The sequence below is a fragment of the Ciceribacter sp. L1K23 genome, assembly GCF_018122705.1.
Classification (GTDB): Bacteria; Pseudomonadota; Alphaproteobacteria; order Rhizobiales; family Rhizobiaceae; genus Allorhizobium.
On record NZ_JAGRRC010000002.1, the window covers coordinates 289,938 to 306,109 of the forward strand.

Here is a 16,172-nt window from a genome sequence, read left to right on the forward strand (position 1 = left end):
TCCGCTTGGCTAATTCGTTGATTTTGCTTTCTCCCCCGCAAGGGGGGAGATATGGCGGTTACCGGCCGCCAATCACGCCGATGTAGTCGGAAACCCAGCGGTGATAAGGGACGCATTCGCCCTGGCTTTCGCACTTCGAAACCGGTGTCTTCCAGAACTTGATCTGTTCGAAGTGTTCGTAACCATTGGTGGCGCAGCCCTCGTCGCCGAGAAGCTCATTGCCCTTGCAGGCAGCGGGAACCGAGGGAACCGTGCCGAACCAGGCGGAAACGTCGCCCTGGACCTTGGGCGAGAGCGAATGCTCCATCCACATGTAAGCGCAGTTCGGATGCTCGCTGTCGGCATGCAGCATGGTCGTGTCGGCCCAGCCTGTGACGCCTTCCTTCGGGAAGACGGAGGCGACGGGCTGATCGGCCTTCAGGAGGTTGACCTGGAAGGGCCAGGAGCCGGAAGCGACGACGCCTTCGTTCTTGAAGTCGTCGATCTGAATGAATGCATCGTGCCAGTAACGGCTGACCAGTGTGCGCTGGACACGGAGCAGGTCGAGGGCAGCCTTGTACTGGTCTTCGTTCAGTTCGTAGGGGTCCTTGATACCGAGTTCCGGCTTGTGGAACATCAGGTAGTTGGCGGCGTCGGCCACATGGATCGGGCCATCATAGGCCTGGACGCGGCCCTTGTTCGACTGGCCGTCGGCGAGCGTCATTTCTTCAAAGACGACGTTCCAGCTGTCCGGCGCTTTGTCGCCAAAGGCCTTGGTGTTGTACATCAGCACGTTCGGGCCCCAGACGTAGGGCGTGCCGTAGTGGACGCCGTCCTTGGTGTGCCAGGGGGCGTTCTGCAGGCGCTCGTCGATCGTGCTCCAGGAGGGGATTAGGGCCGTGTTGATCGGCTGGACGCGCTTGCCGGCGACTAGACGCAGCGACGCATCGCCCGAGGCGGTGACGAGGTCGAAGCCGCCTTCGTTCATCAGGGCAACCATTTCATCCGAAGTGGCGGCGGTCTTCACCGAGACCATGCAGCCAGTCTTCTTCTCGAATTCTGTGACCCAGTCATAGGCAGGATCGGTTTCGCCACGCTCGATATAGCCCGCCCAGGCGACGATGGAGAGGGCGCCTTCACCAGCGCCAAGTTCCTTCAGCGGCTCTTGGGCGACGGCCGCGGAGGTGAAGCTCAGTACGGTGGCAAGGACAGTGCAAGACTTCAGAAGAGATTTCATCGCGAGGTCTCCCGGTTGTGAGGGCCGCTTTGCGAGCCCCTTATTGTTCCCGGGAGAAAAGTTGCCGCGAATTTACCGCATTCGCAAATTCATTCGTCAGAATGGCGGTATCGGTTTTTCCGATGGCAGCGGATTCTCTCTTGGTTCGTGGGGATGCCCTTCATCCCCCTGCCGGGACCTTCTCCCCGCAGGCGGGGAGAAGGGAGCACGACACGGCCACACCGGCCTACTCCCCGTTCACGGGGAGAAGGTGGCGGCAGCCGGATGAGGGGCAATCACTACAGTTTACCTCACCCGCCCACTGCGGCTCGCCTCGGCGATCCCCACGAAATCCCGCGCGGATTGCGGCAGACTCGATCCCTTGCGCCAGACCATGCCGACCTGCACGACGGGCAGCGCGCCCGACACGTCACGGCTTTCGATCCGGTCGCCTTCCAGAGACCACGGGCGGTAGACGAGGTCAGGGAGAAGGGCGACGCCGGCGCCGGTCGCGACCAGGCTGCGGACTGCTTCCACCGAACGGGTGCGGAAGGCGACGTGCGGGCGGGCGCCGAGTGCGGAGAGCAGCTTGCCAGTGTTTTCCTCGATTTCGTCGACCGTCAGCATGATCAGCGGCTCCTTGGTGATGTCGGCGATCGAAATGATGTCGGCGGAGACGAGTGGATGGCCGATCGGTAGCCAGAGACGGTAGGGCGAGGTTTCCAGGATCTCGGCCTGCAGCGCCATCCGGTCGCGCAGGTTGGAGATGACCATGACGGCGACATCGAGCTCACCGCCGATCAGCAGGTGTTCGAGATAAGAGCCGTTGTCCTCAATGGCCGAGACCTCAACGCCTGGGCAGGCGCGACGGTAGCGGGCGAGAAGGTCCGAGAGGACGTAGCCGGCGACGAGCGAGGTGACCCCGATGTTCAATGTGCCGCCCGTACTGTTCTGCGTCTCCGTGAAGACGTTGCGGGCATCCGAGACGTCCGCGAGGATCTTCGTCGCGTGGCGCAGGAACTGGTGACCGTTATAGGTGATGGTCAGGCCGCGGGGGTGGCGCTCGAAGAGCTCGACGCCGAGATCGCCCTCCAGTTCCTTGATCGCCTCGGTGACGGAGGACTGAGAAATGGACAGGTTCTGGGCGGCGCGCGTCACCGATCCCTGTTCGGCGACGGCCACGAAATACTGCAACTGTCGGAAGGTGAAGGCCATGGCTTTTATAGAGCATGCGGAATGAATTCCGGCAACTACAGACAGATGCGCAGCACTCTTATCGATTTGGCAAGGGAGCCTTGCGATTATGCGGCTTGGCAATCGTCAGGCCGCCTTTAGAGTAGGCTTTGCTTTCCCGAATCGGACACCCGATGAAATCCACGCCGCTCGGCTATCTGTTTGCATTCACCGCGTTTACGGTCTTTGCCTTCCAGGATGCCATATCCAAGCATCTGGGCGCGACCTATTCTCCGGTGGTGGTCGCACTGGTCCGTTACTGGGCCTTCGCCGCCTTCGCGTTGTTCCTGGCACGCCGTTCGCCGGGTGGCATCCGCACGGCCGCCCGCACGACGAGGCCGGTGTTGCAAATCTTGCGCGGTATTTTGCTGGCGAGCCAGATCCTCATCTCTGTCGCGGCGTTTCATTATGTCGGACTTGCTCAGTCGCAGGCGATCTTCGCTTCGGGACCTATCCTCGTCGCCATGCTGTCGGTGCCGCTTCTCGGAGAGAAGGTCGGCTGGCGTCGCTGGACTGCGATCATCGTCGGCCTTTGCGGGGTGCTGCTGATCCTCTCGCCGGATGCGGACGGTTTCAATATCTTGATGCTGCTGCCGCTCGCGGTGGCAACGTGCGGCGCATTCTACGGAATCCTGACGCGCCTGGTCAGCAGGGACGATCCGCCGGTGACTAGCTTCTTCTATATGTGCATGGTCGGCTTCATCGGTATCAACATGCTGGCACCGGCCTTCGTAACGCCGATTGCGGTCGGGGACTGGATCTGGATGGGCGCGCTCTGCTGCACGGGGATCATCGGACATCTATCGCTGATCCGCGCCTACGAGAACCTAGACGCCGTGATGGTCCAGCCGATCTCCTACTGGCAACTGGTTCTGGCATCGTCGATCGCCGTCGCACTGTTCGGAGAGAGCCTCAGATTGACCATGGTGCTCGGCGCGTTGATCGTCGTCGGCGCCGGCCTCTTTACGGTATGGCGGGAGCATGTCGTTGCACGGCGGTCGGGTGTAACACGCACCAAGTAAAAGCCGCTTAGGATATGCGTTCAGCCTGCGAGAAGATCGGTGATCGCCGCAACGATGCGGCGGTGCTGGGAGGCGTGGCGGGTGCGGATCGAGGTCGCGGCGTAGACGGGCTGTTCGATCGGCGCGACATCGACGACGATATGGGCCTCGCCCTCGTCCGCCAGCCGGTATGCGGTGGACCTCGAAACGAAGGCGCCGCCGCCAAGGCTTTTCAGCAGGCTGAGGATCGCCATGTTCTGACCGGAGGAGACTGCCGCCGTCAGCAGATGTGGCAGGGCGACACGGTGGGCGCGCTCGAAGGCGGGCGAATAGTTCGCGCGAATATAGCGCTCGACCGGCAGGTCCTTCAGATGCGGCGAGAGCGTGCTGACCAGCAGATAGGTCATGTCGCCGATGCGCTCGTAATGCAGGTCCGGAAGGTAGTTCGGCGTGTAGAGGATGGCGAGATCGAGGTCGCCGCTCGCAAGGTCGCGGTTCATCTGGCCGGAGTAGTCGACCTCCATGTAGAAGGAGGTTGAGGGCATTTCCTGTCGGATCGCGCGCAGCAGGCCGCCGGCATGCTCGGCGGCGACGTCCTGCTGGATGCCGAGCCGCATCGCATGTTCATAGGCGCCGGCACTTTCGACAGCGCGGGAGGCCTCGTGCCATTGCCGCTGCAGCGCCATCGCATGGTCGTGAAACCTGAGACCGGCGGCCGTCGGGACCGTGCCTCCCTTGCTTCGCGTGAAGAGTTTCCGGTCGAATTCCGCCTCCAGCGCCTTCACCCGGTGGGAGACAGTCGACTGGGTGATCCCCATACGCTCGGCGGTGCGGTTGAAACTTCGGGTCTCCATCAGATCAATGAAGGTCTCAATCAGATCAATCTGCATTTTTGCGCCACGTATCACGACAATTCCGGCTAATCTAATCGAATTCATCGATCAATAAAGCCCTGTCGTTCTTCTTGAAGCGAGCCCTCGTTTCTTGCCAAGCTCGGCGAAAATCGCGAGGGAAAAAGCATGGCGGAACTGCCGACGACGGCGCGCGTGGTGATCATCGGGGGCGGGGCGGTCGGAGCCTCTTCGCTCTACCATCTGGCCAAGGCTGGCTGGACGGATTGTGTGCTTCTGGAGAAGAACGAGCTGACGGCCGGATCGACCTGGCATGCGGCCGGCAATGTGCCGACCTTCTCGTCGTCGTGGTCGATCATGAACATGCAGCGCTATTCGGCGACGCTTTACCGGGACCTCGGCAAGCTCGTCGACTATCCGATGAACTACCACGTCACCGGTTCTGTCCGGCTTGGCCATTCGAAGGAGCGGCTGCGGGAGTTCAAGCGCGTCGTCGGCATGGGCCGATACCAGGGTATGGACCTCGATATCCTGGCGCCGGACGAGATGCGGTCGAAATATCCCTTTCTCGAGACGCACGATCTCACTGGTGCTCTCTACGATCCCTATGACGGGGACATCGATCCGGCGCAGCTGACGCAGGCGCTCGCCAAGGGTGCGCGCGACATGGGCGCCAAGGTCATCCGATTCTGCCCGGTGACGGCAGCCCGTCGGGAGAACGACGAGTGGGTGCTGACGACGCCGCAGGGCGAGATCCGCTGCGAATACGTGGTCAACGCCGCCGGCTATTATGCCCGCGAGGTCGGCAAGCTGTTCGGGCGCGACGTGCCCATGATGGTGATGAGCCATCAATACATGCTGTTCGACACCATTCCCGAACTGGAGGCGTGGTCGAAAGAAGCCGGGCACAAGCTGCCACTGCTGCGCGACGTCGATAGCTCCTATTATCTCCGGCAGGAAAAGTACGGCATGAATCTCGGGCCGTACGAGAAACACTGCAAGGCGCATTGGGTGACGAACGACGACCCGATGCCGGAGGATTTTTCCTTCCAGCTTTTCCCCGACGATCTGGAGCGGCTGGAATGGTATCTCAACGATGCCGTCGAGCGGGTGCCGATCCTCGGCACCGCGGGCCTGTCGAAAATGATCAACGGCCCGATCCCCTATGCGCCTGATGGCAATCCGCTGATCGGTCCGATGCCGGGCGTTCCGAATGCGTTCGAGGCCTGCGTCTTCACCTTCGGCATCTGCCAGGCGGGTGGCGCCGGCAAGGTTCTGGCCGAATGGGTCACCGAAGGGCAGACGGAATGGGACATGTGGTCGTGCGATCCGCGCCGCTATACCTCGTTCGCCTCGGACCAGGACTATTGCGTCGCCAAGGGCATGGAAATCTACGGCCATGAATATGCGATGCATTTTCCTAAGCACTACTGGCCGGCGGGACGCGACCGGAAACTGTCGCCGATCCACGACCGGATCAAGGCGCTGGGCGCGCAGTTCAAGCCCTACAACGGCTGGGAGCGCGCCATGTGGTACGCCAAGCCTGGAGATGACATTTCCGAGGAGGCGACACAGACCTGGGACCGCAAGGGGCCTTGGAGCCCGCGCATCGAGGCGGAATGCCTCGCGGTGCGGGATGCGGCTGGCATTCTCGACCTTCCCGGCTTCTCGCGTTTCCGGGTGAAGGGTCCTGGGGCGACAGCCTGGCTCTCCTCGATCATCACGGGCAAGGTGCCGAAGCCGGGGCGCATCGGACTCGCCTATTTCGCCGACGACAAGGGCCGGATCGTTACCGAAATGTCGGTCATGATGCTGGACGAGGATTTCTTCTTCCTGATCACGGCCGCGACGGCACAGTGGCATGATCTGGAATGGCTGCGAAAGCTAAAGCCGACCGATGCCAGCTTCACCATCGACGATGTGACCGAGGCTTTCTCCTGCCAGATCCTCTCCGGTCCCGCCTCGCGCGCGATCCTTGCCGAAGTGACCGACGCCGATCTGACGAAGCCGTGGTTGACGCACCAGTCGTGCCAGATCGCCGGCAAATGGCTGCAACTGGTGCGAGTCTCGTTTGCAGGCGAACTTGGCTGGGAACTGCATACCAAGATCGAGGACACGGCCGACATCTTCGATGCCGTCTGGGCGGCCGGCCAGAAACACGGGCTCCAGCCGTTCGGCATGGAGGCGCTCGACTGCCTGCGCATCGAGAAGGGCTATCGCGCCTGGAAGGGCGACCTTTCGACTGACTACACCGTGCTGCAGGGCGGGCTGGACCGCTTCATCGACTGGTCGAAAGATGACTTCAACGGGAAGGCGGCGCTGCTGAAGGAAAAGCAGCTCGGCGTGTCCAAGCGGTTCGTGACGCTCGTGGTCGACGCCGGTGATTGCGATGCGCCGTACATGTCGACGCTGTGGCATGACGGTGCGGTGGTCGGTGAGACGACCTCCGGCAACTGGGGTTATCGCACCGGCAAGTCGATCGCGCTCGGAATGCTGCGGGCTGACCTTGCCGGGCCCGGCACACAGGTCGAGGTCGAAATCTTCGGCGACCGCTTCAAGGCGACGGTGCAGCCCGACCAGCCGCTCTGGGATCCCTCGAACGAAAGACTGAAGGCATGAGCAAGCCGATTCCTTCCAAGGCGCGGGCGGTCATCATCGGCGGTGGTGTGTCCGGCTGCTCGGTCGCCTACCATCTGGCCAAGCTCGGCTGGACCGACGTGGTGCTGCTCGAGCGCAAGCAATTGACTTGCGGCACGACCTGGCACGCGGCCGGGCTGATCGGCCAGCTGCGTGGCAGCCAGAACATGACGCGGCTCGCGAAGTATTCACGCGATCTCTATGTCCGGCTCGAGGAAGAGACGGGCATCGGCACCGGCATGAAGCAGAACGGCTCGATCACGGTCGCGCTCACCGAGGAGCGGAAGGAGGAGATCTACCGCCAGGCCTCGCTGGCGCGGGCCTTCAATGTCGACGTGCGCGAGATTTCGCCGGACGAAGTCAAGGCCATGTATCCGCATCTGAATGTTTCCGACGTCGTTGGCGCCGTGCACCTGCCGCTCGATGGGCAATGCGATCCGGCCAATATCGCCATGGCGCTCGCCAAGGGTGCAAGGCAGTTCGGCGCGACGATCATCGAGGGCGTGAAGGTCATCGAGGTGCTGACGAAGGAGGGGCGAGTTTCCGGTGTCGTCTGTGAGCAGAATGGCGAACGGTACACGATCGAGACGGAGAATGTCGTCAACGCCGCCGGCCTCTGGGGTCGCGATCTCGCGGCGAAGTCCGGCGTCACCGTGCCGCTGCATGCCTGCGAGCACTTCTACATCGTCACCGAGCCCGTTGCGGGGCTGAAGCAGCTGCCGGTGCTGCGCGTTCCCGACGAGCAGACCTATTACAAGGAGGATGCAGGCAAGATGCTGGTCGGGGCTTTCGAGCTCAAGGCCAAGCCCTGGCCGCCGGCCGGCGAGAAAGTTCGCGAGGATTTCTGCTTCGACCAGTTGCCGGAGGATTTCGACCACTTCCAGCCGATCCTGGAAATGGCGGTCAACCGCCTGCCGATGCTGGAGACGGCCGGCATCCATACCTTTTTCAACGGGCCCGAGAGTTTTACTCCTGATGACCGCTACTATCTCGGCGAAGCGCCAGAGCTGAAGGGCTATTGGGTGGCGGCCGGTTACAATTCGATCGGCATCGTCTCCTCCGGCGGGGCCGGCATGGCGCTGGCGCAATGGATGAACGACGGCGAGCCGCCGTTCGACCTCTGGGAGGTCGATATCCGCCGCGCCCAGCCGTTCCAGAAGAACCGCGCCTATCTCAAGGAACGCGTCACCGAAACGCTCGGCCTGCTCTATGCCGATCATTTTCCCTATCGTCAGATGGCGACGGCGCGCGGTGTCAGGCGTTCGCCGATCCACGAACACCTGAAGGCACGCGGCGCCGTATTCGGCGAGGTCGCGGGCTGGGAGCGGACCAACTGGTTCGCGAAACCGGGCCAGGAGCGCGAATACCGCTACAGCTGGAAACGGCAGAACTGGTTCGAGAACCAGCGCGACGAACACATGGCGGTGAGAACCGGCGTCGGCCTGTTCGACATGACCTCGTTCGGCAAGATCAGGGTCGAGGGGCGCGATGCGCTTGCCTTCCTGCAGCGGCTCTGTGCCAACCAGATGGACGTGCCGTCGGGACGGATCGTTTACACCCAGATGCTGAATAGCAAGGGATGCATCGAAAGCGATCTGACGGTCACGCGGCTGTCCGAAACCGCGTTTTTCCTCGTCGTGCCGGGGGCCACCCTGCAGCGCGATCTCGCCTGGCTGCGGAAGAATTTGCAGCCTGACGAGTTCGTGGTGGTGACCGACGTGACGGCGGCGGAAAGCGTGCTATGCGTCATGGGGCCGAAGTCGCGTGAGCTGCTGTCTAAGGTCAGTCCCGCCGACCTCTCCAACGGTGGACATCCCTTCGGCACGGCGCGCGAGATCGAGGTCGGCATGGGCATCGCCCGCGCCCATCGCGTTACCTATGTCGGCGAACTCGGCTGGGAGCTTTATGTCTCCACCGACCAGACGGCGCACGTTTTCGAGGCATTGGAGGAGGCTGGTGCCGATGTGGGGCTGAAGCTCTGCGGCATCCATACGCTCGACTCGTGCCGCATCGAGAAGGCTTTCCGGCATTTCGGCCACGACATCACCGACGAGGATCACGTGCTGGAGGCGGGGCTCGGTTTCGCGGTCCGGACGGGCAAGGGCGAATTCATAGGACGCGATGCGGTTTTGCGGAAACAGGATGCAGGACTGAAACGACGGATGGTGCAACTCCGGCTGACCGATCCCGAACCGCTCGTCTTCCACAACGAGGCACTGGTGCGCGACGGCAAGATCGTCGGCACGGTGACGTCAGGCAATTACGGCCATTTCCTCGGCGCCGCGATCGGCATGGGCTACGTGCCCTGCGAGGGCGAGAGCGAAGCAGATGTGCTTGCCTCGACCTACGAGATCGAGGTGGCCGGCGAGCGGTTCAAGGCTGAGGCTTCGCTGAAGCCGATGTACGACCCCAAGGCGGAACGGGTGCGGATGTGACGGCGAGAGGCGCCGTTGCACAATCCGCCAACATTTGGAGAAACCCATGAGCGGTCTTCTGGAAACCAACGAAATACCCGGTGAAGCCTGCGCCGTCGCGCCATCGCGGCGCTCGGGCGGTCGCGCCGCACGGGTGGCGATGCGAGCGGCGCCGCTCGCCGAAAATGTCCGGCCGATCCGGCCCGGTCTTCCGGGCGGTCAGTACAAACCGCTGACCGAGGCCGGGGTGAAGCGCATCCACGAGGCCGCGCTAACGGCGCTCGAGGTGATCGGGCTTAGCCAGGCGCCGCCGTCGGGCGTCGAGATCATGACGAAGGCCGGCGCCATTCTCGGCGACGACGGACGGTTGCGGTTTCCGCGCGCGCTGGTAGAGGACATGCTGGCGAAGGCGGCAAGAGACATCACGCTCTTTGGCCGCGATCCCAAGTTCGACATGCTGCTGTCGGGCACGAACACCTACTACGGAACGGCCGGCGCCGCTGTGAACGTGGTCGATGTCGAGAAGCGGGAATATCGCGAGTCGACGTCGAAGGACCTGCTCGACGCCGCTCGGCTGGTTCAGCACCTCGACAACATCCATTTCTTCCAGCGCGCGATGGTCTGCCGGGATGTGCCCGACAATTTCGACATGGACATGAACACGCTCTACGCCTGCTGCGCGGGAACGTCGAAACATGTCGGCACCAGCTTTTCCGATCCGGCCCATGTCGCCGGCGGGTTCGACATGCTGCACATGATCGCCGGCGGCGAGGACAAATGGCGGGCGCGGCCCTTCGTGTCGAACTCCAACTGCTTCGTCGTGCCGCCGATGAAATTCGCGACCGAGAGCTGCCTGACGATGGAGCATTGCATCCGCGAAGGCATGCCCATTCTCCTGCTGTCGGCCGGTCAGGCGGGCGCTACCGCGCCGGCGCCGCTTGCGACGGCGATCGTGCAGGCGGTGGCGGAATGCCTGGCGGGCGTCGTCTATGTCAACGCAATGTCGCCCGGCTTCCCGGCGATCTTCGGGACTTGGCCGTTCGTTTCCGACCTGCGGACGGGCGCGATGTCGGGCGGTTCCGGCGAGCAGGGGCTGCTGACGGCTGGTTGTGCGCAGATGCACCAGTTCTACGGTCTGCCAGGTGGAGCAGCCGGAGGCATGTCGGACTCGAAGCTGCCCGACATGCAGGCCGGCTGGGAGCAGGGCATCCTCAACGTCATGGCGGGACTTTCGGGTCTCAACATGATCTATGAGTCGGTCGGCATGCATGCCTCGCTCCTGGGCTTCTGCCTGGAGTCGCTGGTGCTCGGCGACGACCTGCTCGGGCAGGTACAGCGCTGCATACGTGGCATCGATGTGACCGAGGATTCGGTGTCGATCGAGACCATGAAGTCGGTGTGCCTGGAAGGACCGGGCCACTATCTCGGCGACCCGCAGACCTTGAGCCTGATGCAGACGGAATATGTCTATCCGGCCGTTGCCGATCGTTCGAGCCCGAAGGAGTGGGTGGAAAACGGACGACCGGACCTGATAGAGAAGGCGATCGCGCGCAAGCGGCGAATTCTCGAGAATACACCGAGATCGACCTTCGATCCCGCTGTCGATCAGGCTATCCGGGAGAAGTTCCGGATTTACTGCTGAGATGCGGCCTTATGATCTGCCATCGCCTTCGTTCGGATAACCGTCCGGATGAAGGCGATGATGAACATGCCGGTCATCAGAAGTACGATCGTCGGTGCCGGGGCGCTGTCGATCAGAAAACTGAAATAGATGCCGAAGAAAGTGGCCGACGTCCCCACCAATACGGCAGCCATCAGCATGGTCTGGAAGCGACGCGTGATCAGGAAGGCGATGGCGCCGGGCGCAACCAGCATGGCGACCGAGAGGATGATGCCGACCGCCTTCAGCGCACCCACCACCGTCAGCGACAGAATAGCCAGCAATCCATAATGCAGCAGCCGCACTGGCAACCCTATGGCGCGGGCGTGCTGGCTGTCGAAGGCGTGCGCCAGAAGATCCTTGCGCAGAACGAGCAGGAACAGGGTTGCGGCGAGCGTGATCAGTCCCGTCTCCACCAGGTCGGAGGGCAGGATGCCGAGCATGTCGCCGAACAGGATATGGTCGAGATGGACATCGCTCTCGACCTTGACGAACATGACGAGACCGAGGGCGAACATGCCGGAAAAGACGATGCCGAGCACGGTGTCTTCCTTGATGCGGCTGTTCTCCTTGATGTAGCCCGTCATCAGGGCGCAGGTGAGACCGGCGACGAAGGCTCCGATGGCGAGCGGCATGCCGATGACATAGGCAACGACGACGCCGGGCAAGACCGCGTGGGAGACGGCGTCACCCATCAGCGACCATCCCTTCAGGACCAGATAGCAGGAGAGCAGCGCCATCGGCACCGCGATCATCAGCGTCACCGCGAAGGCTGACAGCATGAAGGGGAGCTGGAACGGGAGAAGGAGCAGTTCGAGTGTCTCGTTCATGCCGCCTGCTCCGTCTGTCGACCGCGCCGGCGGGCAGCGAGGCGTCCGTGTTTCGGGGCGAAGAAGAAGGCTGCGAGGAAGATCAAAGTCTGCAACACGACGATGATGCCGCCGGTCGCGCCGTCCAGGAAGTAGCTGGCATAGGCGCCGAGGAAGCTGGTGACGGCGCCGATCGAGAGCGCCAGCAGGATCAGCCGTCCGAAGCGGTCGGTCAGCAGGTAGGCGGTAGCGCCGGGGGTGACCACCATGGCGACCACGAGAAAGGCGCCGACGGTCTGCAGCGCGGCGACGGTGGAGGCGGCGAGCAGCGTGAAGAAGACGACCTTCAGCACTTCCGGTTTGAGACCGATGGAGCGCGCATGGTTTTCGTCGAAGAAGGTCACCATGAAATCCTTCCACTTCAAACCGAGCACCAGAAGGCTGACGCCACCGATGATGGCGAGCTGCAGCGTGTCGGACGGCGAGATGGCGAGGATGTTGCCGAGCACGATCGTCTGGATGTTCACCGAGACGGGCGACAGCGACACCATGAACAGGCCGAGGCCGAAGAAGGAGGTGAAGATCAGGCCGATGATCGCGTCCTCCTTCAACCGCGTACGCTGGTTCAGGAAAAGCATGGCTGCGGCGGCGAGGCCGCCGGAGAAAAACGCACCCAATGCGAAGGGAAGACCCAGCATGTAGGCGCCGGCAACGCCGGGAACGATAGCGTGGGAGAGCGCATCACCGATCAGCGACCAGCCCTTGAGCATGAGGTAGGCGGAGAGGAAGCCGCAGACCGCGCCGACCAGCGTGCTGACCCAGATGGCGTTCAGCATGTAGTCGTAGCCGAAGGGTTCAAGCAGAAGGCTTGTCATCGGATTTTTCCGCCTCCGGCCGTGCATAGACGACGAAGGGGCGTTCGTCGTCGGTGAAGACCTTGACCTCGCGACGGTCGTCCTCGTCGTCATGCAGGTCGCTGCCGCCGAGCACGAAATGGCGAAGCGCCCCACCAAAGGCGGCTTTCAGGTTTTCCTCGGTGAAGGTTTCCGCCGTCGGGCCGGCGGCGAGTACCGTTCCCTTGACGAAAATCGTGCGGTCGCAAAAGTCGGGAACGCTGCCGAGATTGTGGGTGGAGACCAGCATGACCCGGCCCTCGTCGCGAAGATCCTTCATCAGCGCGACGATCTGCTCCTCGGTCGTTACGTCCACTCCGGTGAAGGGTTCGTCGAGGAGAATAACCTGACCTTCCTGGGCAAGAGCGCGTGCAAGGAACACTCGCTTGCGCTGGCCGCCGGAGAGTTCACCGATCTGTCGCTTGCGGTAGTCCGACATGCCGACGCGGGAAAGGGCCCGATCGACCATCTCGCGGTCCTGCTTTCCGGGGATACGGAGAAAGTTCATGTGGCCATAACGGCCCATCATCACCACGTCCTCGACAAGCACCGGAAAATTCCAATCGACTTCCTCGGCTTGCGGCACATAGGCGACCAGATTTTTCGCCAGCGCCTCCTTCACGGTCATTCCGAGGATCGAGATCGAGCCGTGGGATACGGGGACGAAGCCCATGATTGCCTTGAACAGGGTCGACTTGCCGGCCCCGTTAACGCCGACAAGCGCGGTGATTGTGCCTGTTGGTATCGAGAAGGACGCATGGCGAAGCGCCGTCAGGCCGTTGCGATACGTCACGCTGACATCGCTTGCGGAAAGACCGTCCGGTGGCTGTTTAGAAGTTCCGTGCATGATCAGCCTTTCAGGCCGCTTACGATGGTCGAGACGGTAACCTTGAGAAGATCGAGGTAGGTCGGGACAGGACCGTCGGCCTCGCTGAGAGAATCCACATAGAGCACGCCGCCGTAGCGAACGCCAGTCTCGGCGGCGACCTGCTTTGCCGGTTCGGCCGATACCGTGCTTTCGCTGAAGACGGCCTTGATATCGTGTTCGCGGACGGCGTCGATCACCGCGCGAACCTGCTGCGGCGTGCCCTGGGCGTCGGCATTGATGGGCCAGAGATAAAGTTCCTTCAGCCCAAGGTCACGCGCGAGATAGGAGAACGCGCCCTCGCTGGTCACGAGCCAGCGATCGTCTTCGGGCAGTTCGGCCAGCGCGGCCTTCATCGGCGCGATCTCGGCCTTGATCCGTTCGGCATACGCTGTCGCATTGGCGTCATAGGTCGCCGCATTGTCCGGATCGATTGCCACCAGAGCCTTTCGGATGTTCTCCACGTAGATCAGCGCATTGTCCGGGGACATCCAGGCATGCGGGTTCGGCTTGCCGTCGTAGGCGCCGCTCGAGATGCTCATTGGTTCGATGCCGTCGCTCACCACGACGTTCGGAATGTCGCCGAGGTTGGAGAGGAATTTCTGGAACCAGCTTTCGAGGTTCAGGCCGTTCCAGAGCACCAGGTCAGCGTCGCGGGCCTTCAGGATATCGCGCGGGGTCGGCTGGTAGTTGTGGATCTCGGCGCCGGGCTTGGTGATGCTTTCCACCTCGGCGGCATCGCCCGCGACGTTGCGCGCCATATCGGCGATGACGGTGAAGGTCGTGACGACCTTGGGTTTATCCGCTGCTTGGGCGGAGAGGGGCATCGTCACGGCGGCCAGGACAATCAGGCCGGCAATTCGTCTCCACATCGTCCATCTCCACAATTGCGAATTATTCGCAATCAAATCTAGTCAGGCTTTCGCGTTTGTCAACGAATTTGCGAATGCTTCTCAATTTCATCCTTCATGCCGAAAAAGGGCGTGAACCGGCGGCATTCAACCGAGCAAGTTAAGTGTTCCTCAAGGACAGTCTGCCAAAAGTTGGCGGAGTATTGCGTAAGATGTGGAGTAGTGCGTGTCGGAGTATCTGGCGTGAAAGGTCTGTCGGGCAAATTCCGCTTGTCCCGTAAACTGCTTGTCATCTTCGGCGGCGTTGCGGTCTTGTGCGGAGGTACCGGCGCGGCTGCGGTCTATATCGGAGCTGACCAGTTGCTGGGGCCATCCTATGCCGAGTTGAACGGCCTGGAGTGCACCGAGGTCAAGACCGTGACGATCCAGAAGAAAGATCGTTTCTGGGTCCGCAAATTCATCACCACCGAGCCAACCGACGGGCCGACACGCGTCAAAACCGCGCTCAGGGTCGCTGCGGCCGTTTACGATGCCAAGAAGCCGGACCTGGTCCAGGTCGTCGTGCTCGACAAGAACGGTCCGACCGACCGCGCCGACATGCGCGGCCGCGCTGTGGGGGCCGATATCCTTTATATTCCCGATCCCGCCAAGGTTCCGGAAGAGACGGCCGGCGTTTCGTTTTCGGCCCGCTATATCGACAAACCCGCCAACGAGAGCGGCCAGTTCTACGGAGAACGCATCATCCTGCCGCTCGGCGATGTCGAGGCGCTGTTCGCGCGCCTTGACGACAAGACGGATTGCATCACGCCGGTGATCGAAGGGGCGGACGGCCATGGGGCGCCGGCACCGCATGGTGAAACTGACGCCCACGGGGCGCCAGCCGCACACGGCGAAGCCTCGGGCCACGAGGATGCCGGACACGGTGCCGATGCCGGACATGGCGAGGCTGCAGGCCACGGCGAGGCCGACGGCCACGGCGAGGAAACACCGGTCGCGGATGGCCATGGAGCGGACCCGGCGCATGGCGAAGAGGCCCAATCCGGCGGATGGTTCGCATCGATAACGGGCATGGTGTTCGGCAGCGACGATGCCGCTCCGGCCGAGGAGGCGCACGGCGACACCGCTGAGGCGCCGGCAGAAGACGAGCATGGCGGGCATGTCGAGAAGGCCAAAGCCAAGCACGGCGCCGATGCATCGGCCGTCGCCCATGAGACCGAACACGCGACGAGCGAGGCGGCGGCAGAGGGGCATGTGACCTCGGAAGAGATGCATGCCGCGCCGACCGGGGAAGGACATGCCGCTGCGGCAGAACATTCGAGTCCCGCAGGTCACACTGTTGAAGTGAGCGAACAAGCCTCTACCGATCACGCAGAAGCACTGCCCCCCGAAGAGACAAAACATGCGGCGGATGCGGCCAAGTCCGAGGAGGACGGCAAGGGCTGGTTAGGCTCGCTTCAGGATCTCGTGTGGGGCGACGGAGAAGCCGATGCCACGGCCGCAAAGGAGGCGGAAGCCAGCACGCCCGATATCGCCGAGCATGCCAAGGATGCGGCCGATGCCGATGCGGCCGGTGCGGCATGGCTCGCGAAGCTGAAGTCCAAGCCGGCAGGTTCGGCTGACAGCGCGGCGGATGGCTCGCATGCTTCGGATGTTCCGGCCGAAGACTCCCACGCTCTGCCTCCGACGACGGACGAGAAAACCAAGGCTGACGAGCACGCCAGCGCAGGTCACTGAGCCGGCTGTGGATTTTTACGCCAATCCAT

The 16,172-nt window shown here is 62.6% G+C and carries 12 protein-coding genes; 5 read left to right on the forward strand and 7 right to left on the reverse strand.

The genetic code is table 11. The annotated features are described in order from the left end of the window. Nucleotides 1–58 precede the first annotated feature (58 nt). On the reverse strand, nt 59–1,216 hold the full coding sequence (locus J5J10_RS20400) for an ABC transporter substrate-binding protein (RefSeq protein WP_208554029.1): 1,158 nt from the start codon (nt 1,214–1,216) through the stop codon (nt 59–61). A 285-nt stretch (nt 1,217–1,501) separates the two neighbouring features. Next, entirely contained in the window at nt 1,502–2,410 is a 909-nt protein-coding gene (locus tag J5J10_RS20405) for a LysR family transcriptional regulator (RefSeq protein ID WP_211931514.1), read from the reverse strand. Nucleotides 2,411–2,562: 152 nt separating this feature from the next. Between J5J10_RS20405 and J5J10_RS20410 the strand changes: the two genes are divergently transcribed. Beyond that, complete coding sequence (locus J5J10_RS20410; RefSeq protein WP_211931515.1) at nt 2,563–3,450, forward strand: DMT family transporter; 888 nt, start codon at nt 2,563–2,565, stop codon at nt 3,448–3,450. A 20-nt stretch (nt 3,451–3,470) separates the two neighbouring features. Here J5J10_RS20410 and J5J10_RS20415 read toward each other — a convergent pair whose 3' ends face one another. Further along, complete coding sequence (locus tag J5J10_RS20415) at nt 3,471–4,319, reverse strand: LysR family transcriptional regulator (RefSeq protein WP_211931516.1); 849 nt, start codon at nt 4,317–4,319, stop codon at nt 3,471–3,473. Nucleotides 4,320–4,448: 129 nt separating this feature from the next. Between J5J10_RS20415 and J5J10_RS20420 the strand changes: the two genes are divergently transcribed. The 3 genes from J5J10_RS20420 to J5J10_RS20430 are packed head-to-tail and all read left to right on the forward strand — an operon-like array spanning nt 4,449 to nt 10,973. Next, nucleotides 4,449–6,899 (forward strand): FAD-dependent oxidoreductase, encoded by a 2,451-nt coding sequence (locus J5J10_RS20420; RefSeq protein ID WP_211931517.1) that lies wholly within the window; start codon nt 4,449–4,451, stop codon nt 6,897–6,899. Next, a complete protein-coding gene (locus J5J10_RS20425) occupies nt 6,896–9,352 on the forward strand; it encodes an FAD-dependent oxidoreductase (protein ID WP_211931518.1) in 2,457 nt (818 codons plus the stop codon). The genes J5J10_RS20420 and J5J10_RS20425 overlap by 4 nt, the downstream gene beginning before the upstream one ends. Before the next feature lie 46 nt (nt 9,353–9,398). Then, entirely contained in the window at nt 9,399–10,973 is a 1,575-nt protein-coding gene (locus J5J10_RS20430) for a trimethylamine methyltransferase family protein (RefSeq protein WP_211931519.1), read from the forward strand. Here J5J10_RS20430 and J5J10_RS20435 read toward each other — a convergent pair. Genes J5J10_RS20435 through J5J10_RS20450 form a run of 4 tightly spaced genes read right to left on the reverse strand, consistent with a single transcriptional unit; the run spans nt 10,964 to nt 14,385 of the window. After that, nucleotides 10,964–11,821, reverse strand: coding sequence for a metal ABC transporter permease (locus tag J5J10_RS20435; RefSeq protein ID WP_211931520.1), 858 nt, complete (start codon nt 11,819–11,821; stop codon nt 10,964–10,966). The genes J5J10_RS20430 and J5J10_RS20435 overlap by 10 nt on opposite strands. Next, complete coding sequence (locus J5J10_RS20440) at nt 11,818–12,675, reverse strand: metal ABC transporter permease (protein WP_211931521.1); 858 nt, start codon at nt 12,673–12,675, stop codon at nt 11,818–11,820. Before J5J10_RS20440 ends, J5J10_RS20435 begins: the two co-directional genes overlap by 4 nt. Continuing rightward, nucleotides 12,656–13,540 (reverse strand): manganese/iron ABC transporter ATP-binding protein, encoded by an 885-nt coding sequence (locus J5J10_RS20445; protein WP_211931522.1) that lies wholly within the window; start codon nt 13,538–13,540, stop codon nt 12,656–12,658. The genes J5J10_RS20440 and J5J10_RS20445 overlap by 20 nt, the downstream gene beginning before the upstream one ends. A gap of 2 nt (nt 13,541–13,542) precedes the next feature. Continuing rightward, on the reverse strand, nt 13,543–14,385 hold the full coding sequence (locus tag J5J10_RS20450) for a metal ABC transporter substrate-binding protein (RefSeq protein WP_249116999.1): 843 nt from the start codon (nt 14,383–14,385) through the stop codon (nt 13,543–13,545). A 267-nt stretch (nt 14,386–14,652) separates the two neighbouring features. On the opposite strand from J5J10_RS20450, the gene J5J10_RS20455 reads away from it, so the two are divergent. After that, nucleotides 14,653–16,143: a hypothetical protein gene (locus J5J10_RS20455; RefSeq protein ID WP_211931524.1), complete on the forward strand. Its 1,491-nt coding sequence runs from the start codon at nt 14,653–14,655 to the stop codon at nt 16,141–16,143. Nucleotides 16,144–16,172 lie beyond the last annotated feature (29 nt).

What these genes read in the sequence shown, in the direction of transcription:
- J5J10_RS20400 (WP_208554029.1), bottom strand. Translation starts at nt 1,216, where the DNA reads ATGAAATCTCTTCTGAAGTCTTGCACTGTCCTTGCCACCGTACTGAGC.
- J5J10_RS20405 (WP_211931514.1), bottom strand. Translation starts at nt 2,410, where the DNA reads ATGGCCTTCACCTTCCGACAGTTGCAGTATTTCGTGGCCGTCGCCGAA.
- J5J10_RS20410 (WP_211931515.1), top strand. Translation starts at nt 2,563, where the DNA reads ATGAAATCCACGCCGCTCGGCTATCTGTTTGCATTCACCGCGTTTACG.
- J5J10_RS20415 (WP_211931516.1), bottom strand. Translation starts at nt 4,319, where the DNA reads ATGCAGATTGATCTGATTGAGACCTTCATTGATCTGATGGAGACCCGA.
- J5J10_RS20420 (WP_211931517.1), top strand. Translation starts at nt 4,449, where the DNA reads ATGGCGGAACTGCCGACGACGGCGCGCGTGGTGATCATCGGGGGCGGG.
- J5J10_RS20425 (WP_211931518.1), top strand. Translation starts at nt 6,896, where the DNA reads ATGAGCAAGCCGATTCCTTCCAAGGCGCGGGCGGTCATCATCGGCGGT.
- J5J10_RS20430 (WP_211931519.1), top strand. Translation starts at nt 9,399, where the DNA reads ATGAGCGGTCTTCTGGAAACCAACGAAATACCCGGTGAAGCCTGCGCC.
- J5J10_RS20435 (WP_211931520.1), bottom strand. Translation starts at nt 11,821, where the DNA reads ATGAACGAGACACTCGAACTGCTCCTTCTCCCGTTCCAGCTCCCCTTC.
- J5J10_RS20440 (WP_211931521.1), bottom strand. Translation starts at nt 12,675, where the DNA reads ATGACAAGCCTTCTGCTTGAACCCTTCGGCTACGACTACATGCTGAAC.
- J5J10_RS20445 (WP_211931522.1), bottom strand. Translation starts at nt 13,540, where the DNA reads ATGCACGGAACTTCTAAACAGCCACCGGACGGTCTTTCCGCAAGCGAT.
- J5J10_RS20450 (WP_249116999.1), bottom strand. Translation starts at nt 14,385, where the DNA reads ATGCCCCTCTCCGCCCAAGCAGCGGATAAACCCAAGGTCGTCACGACC.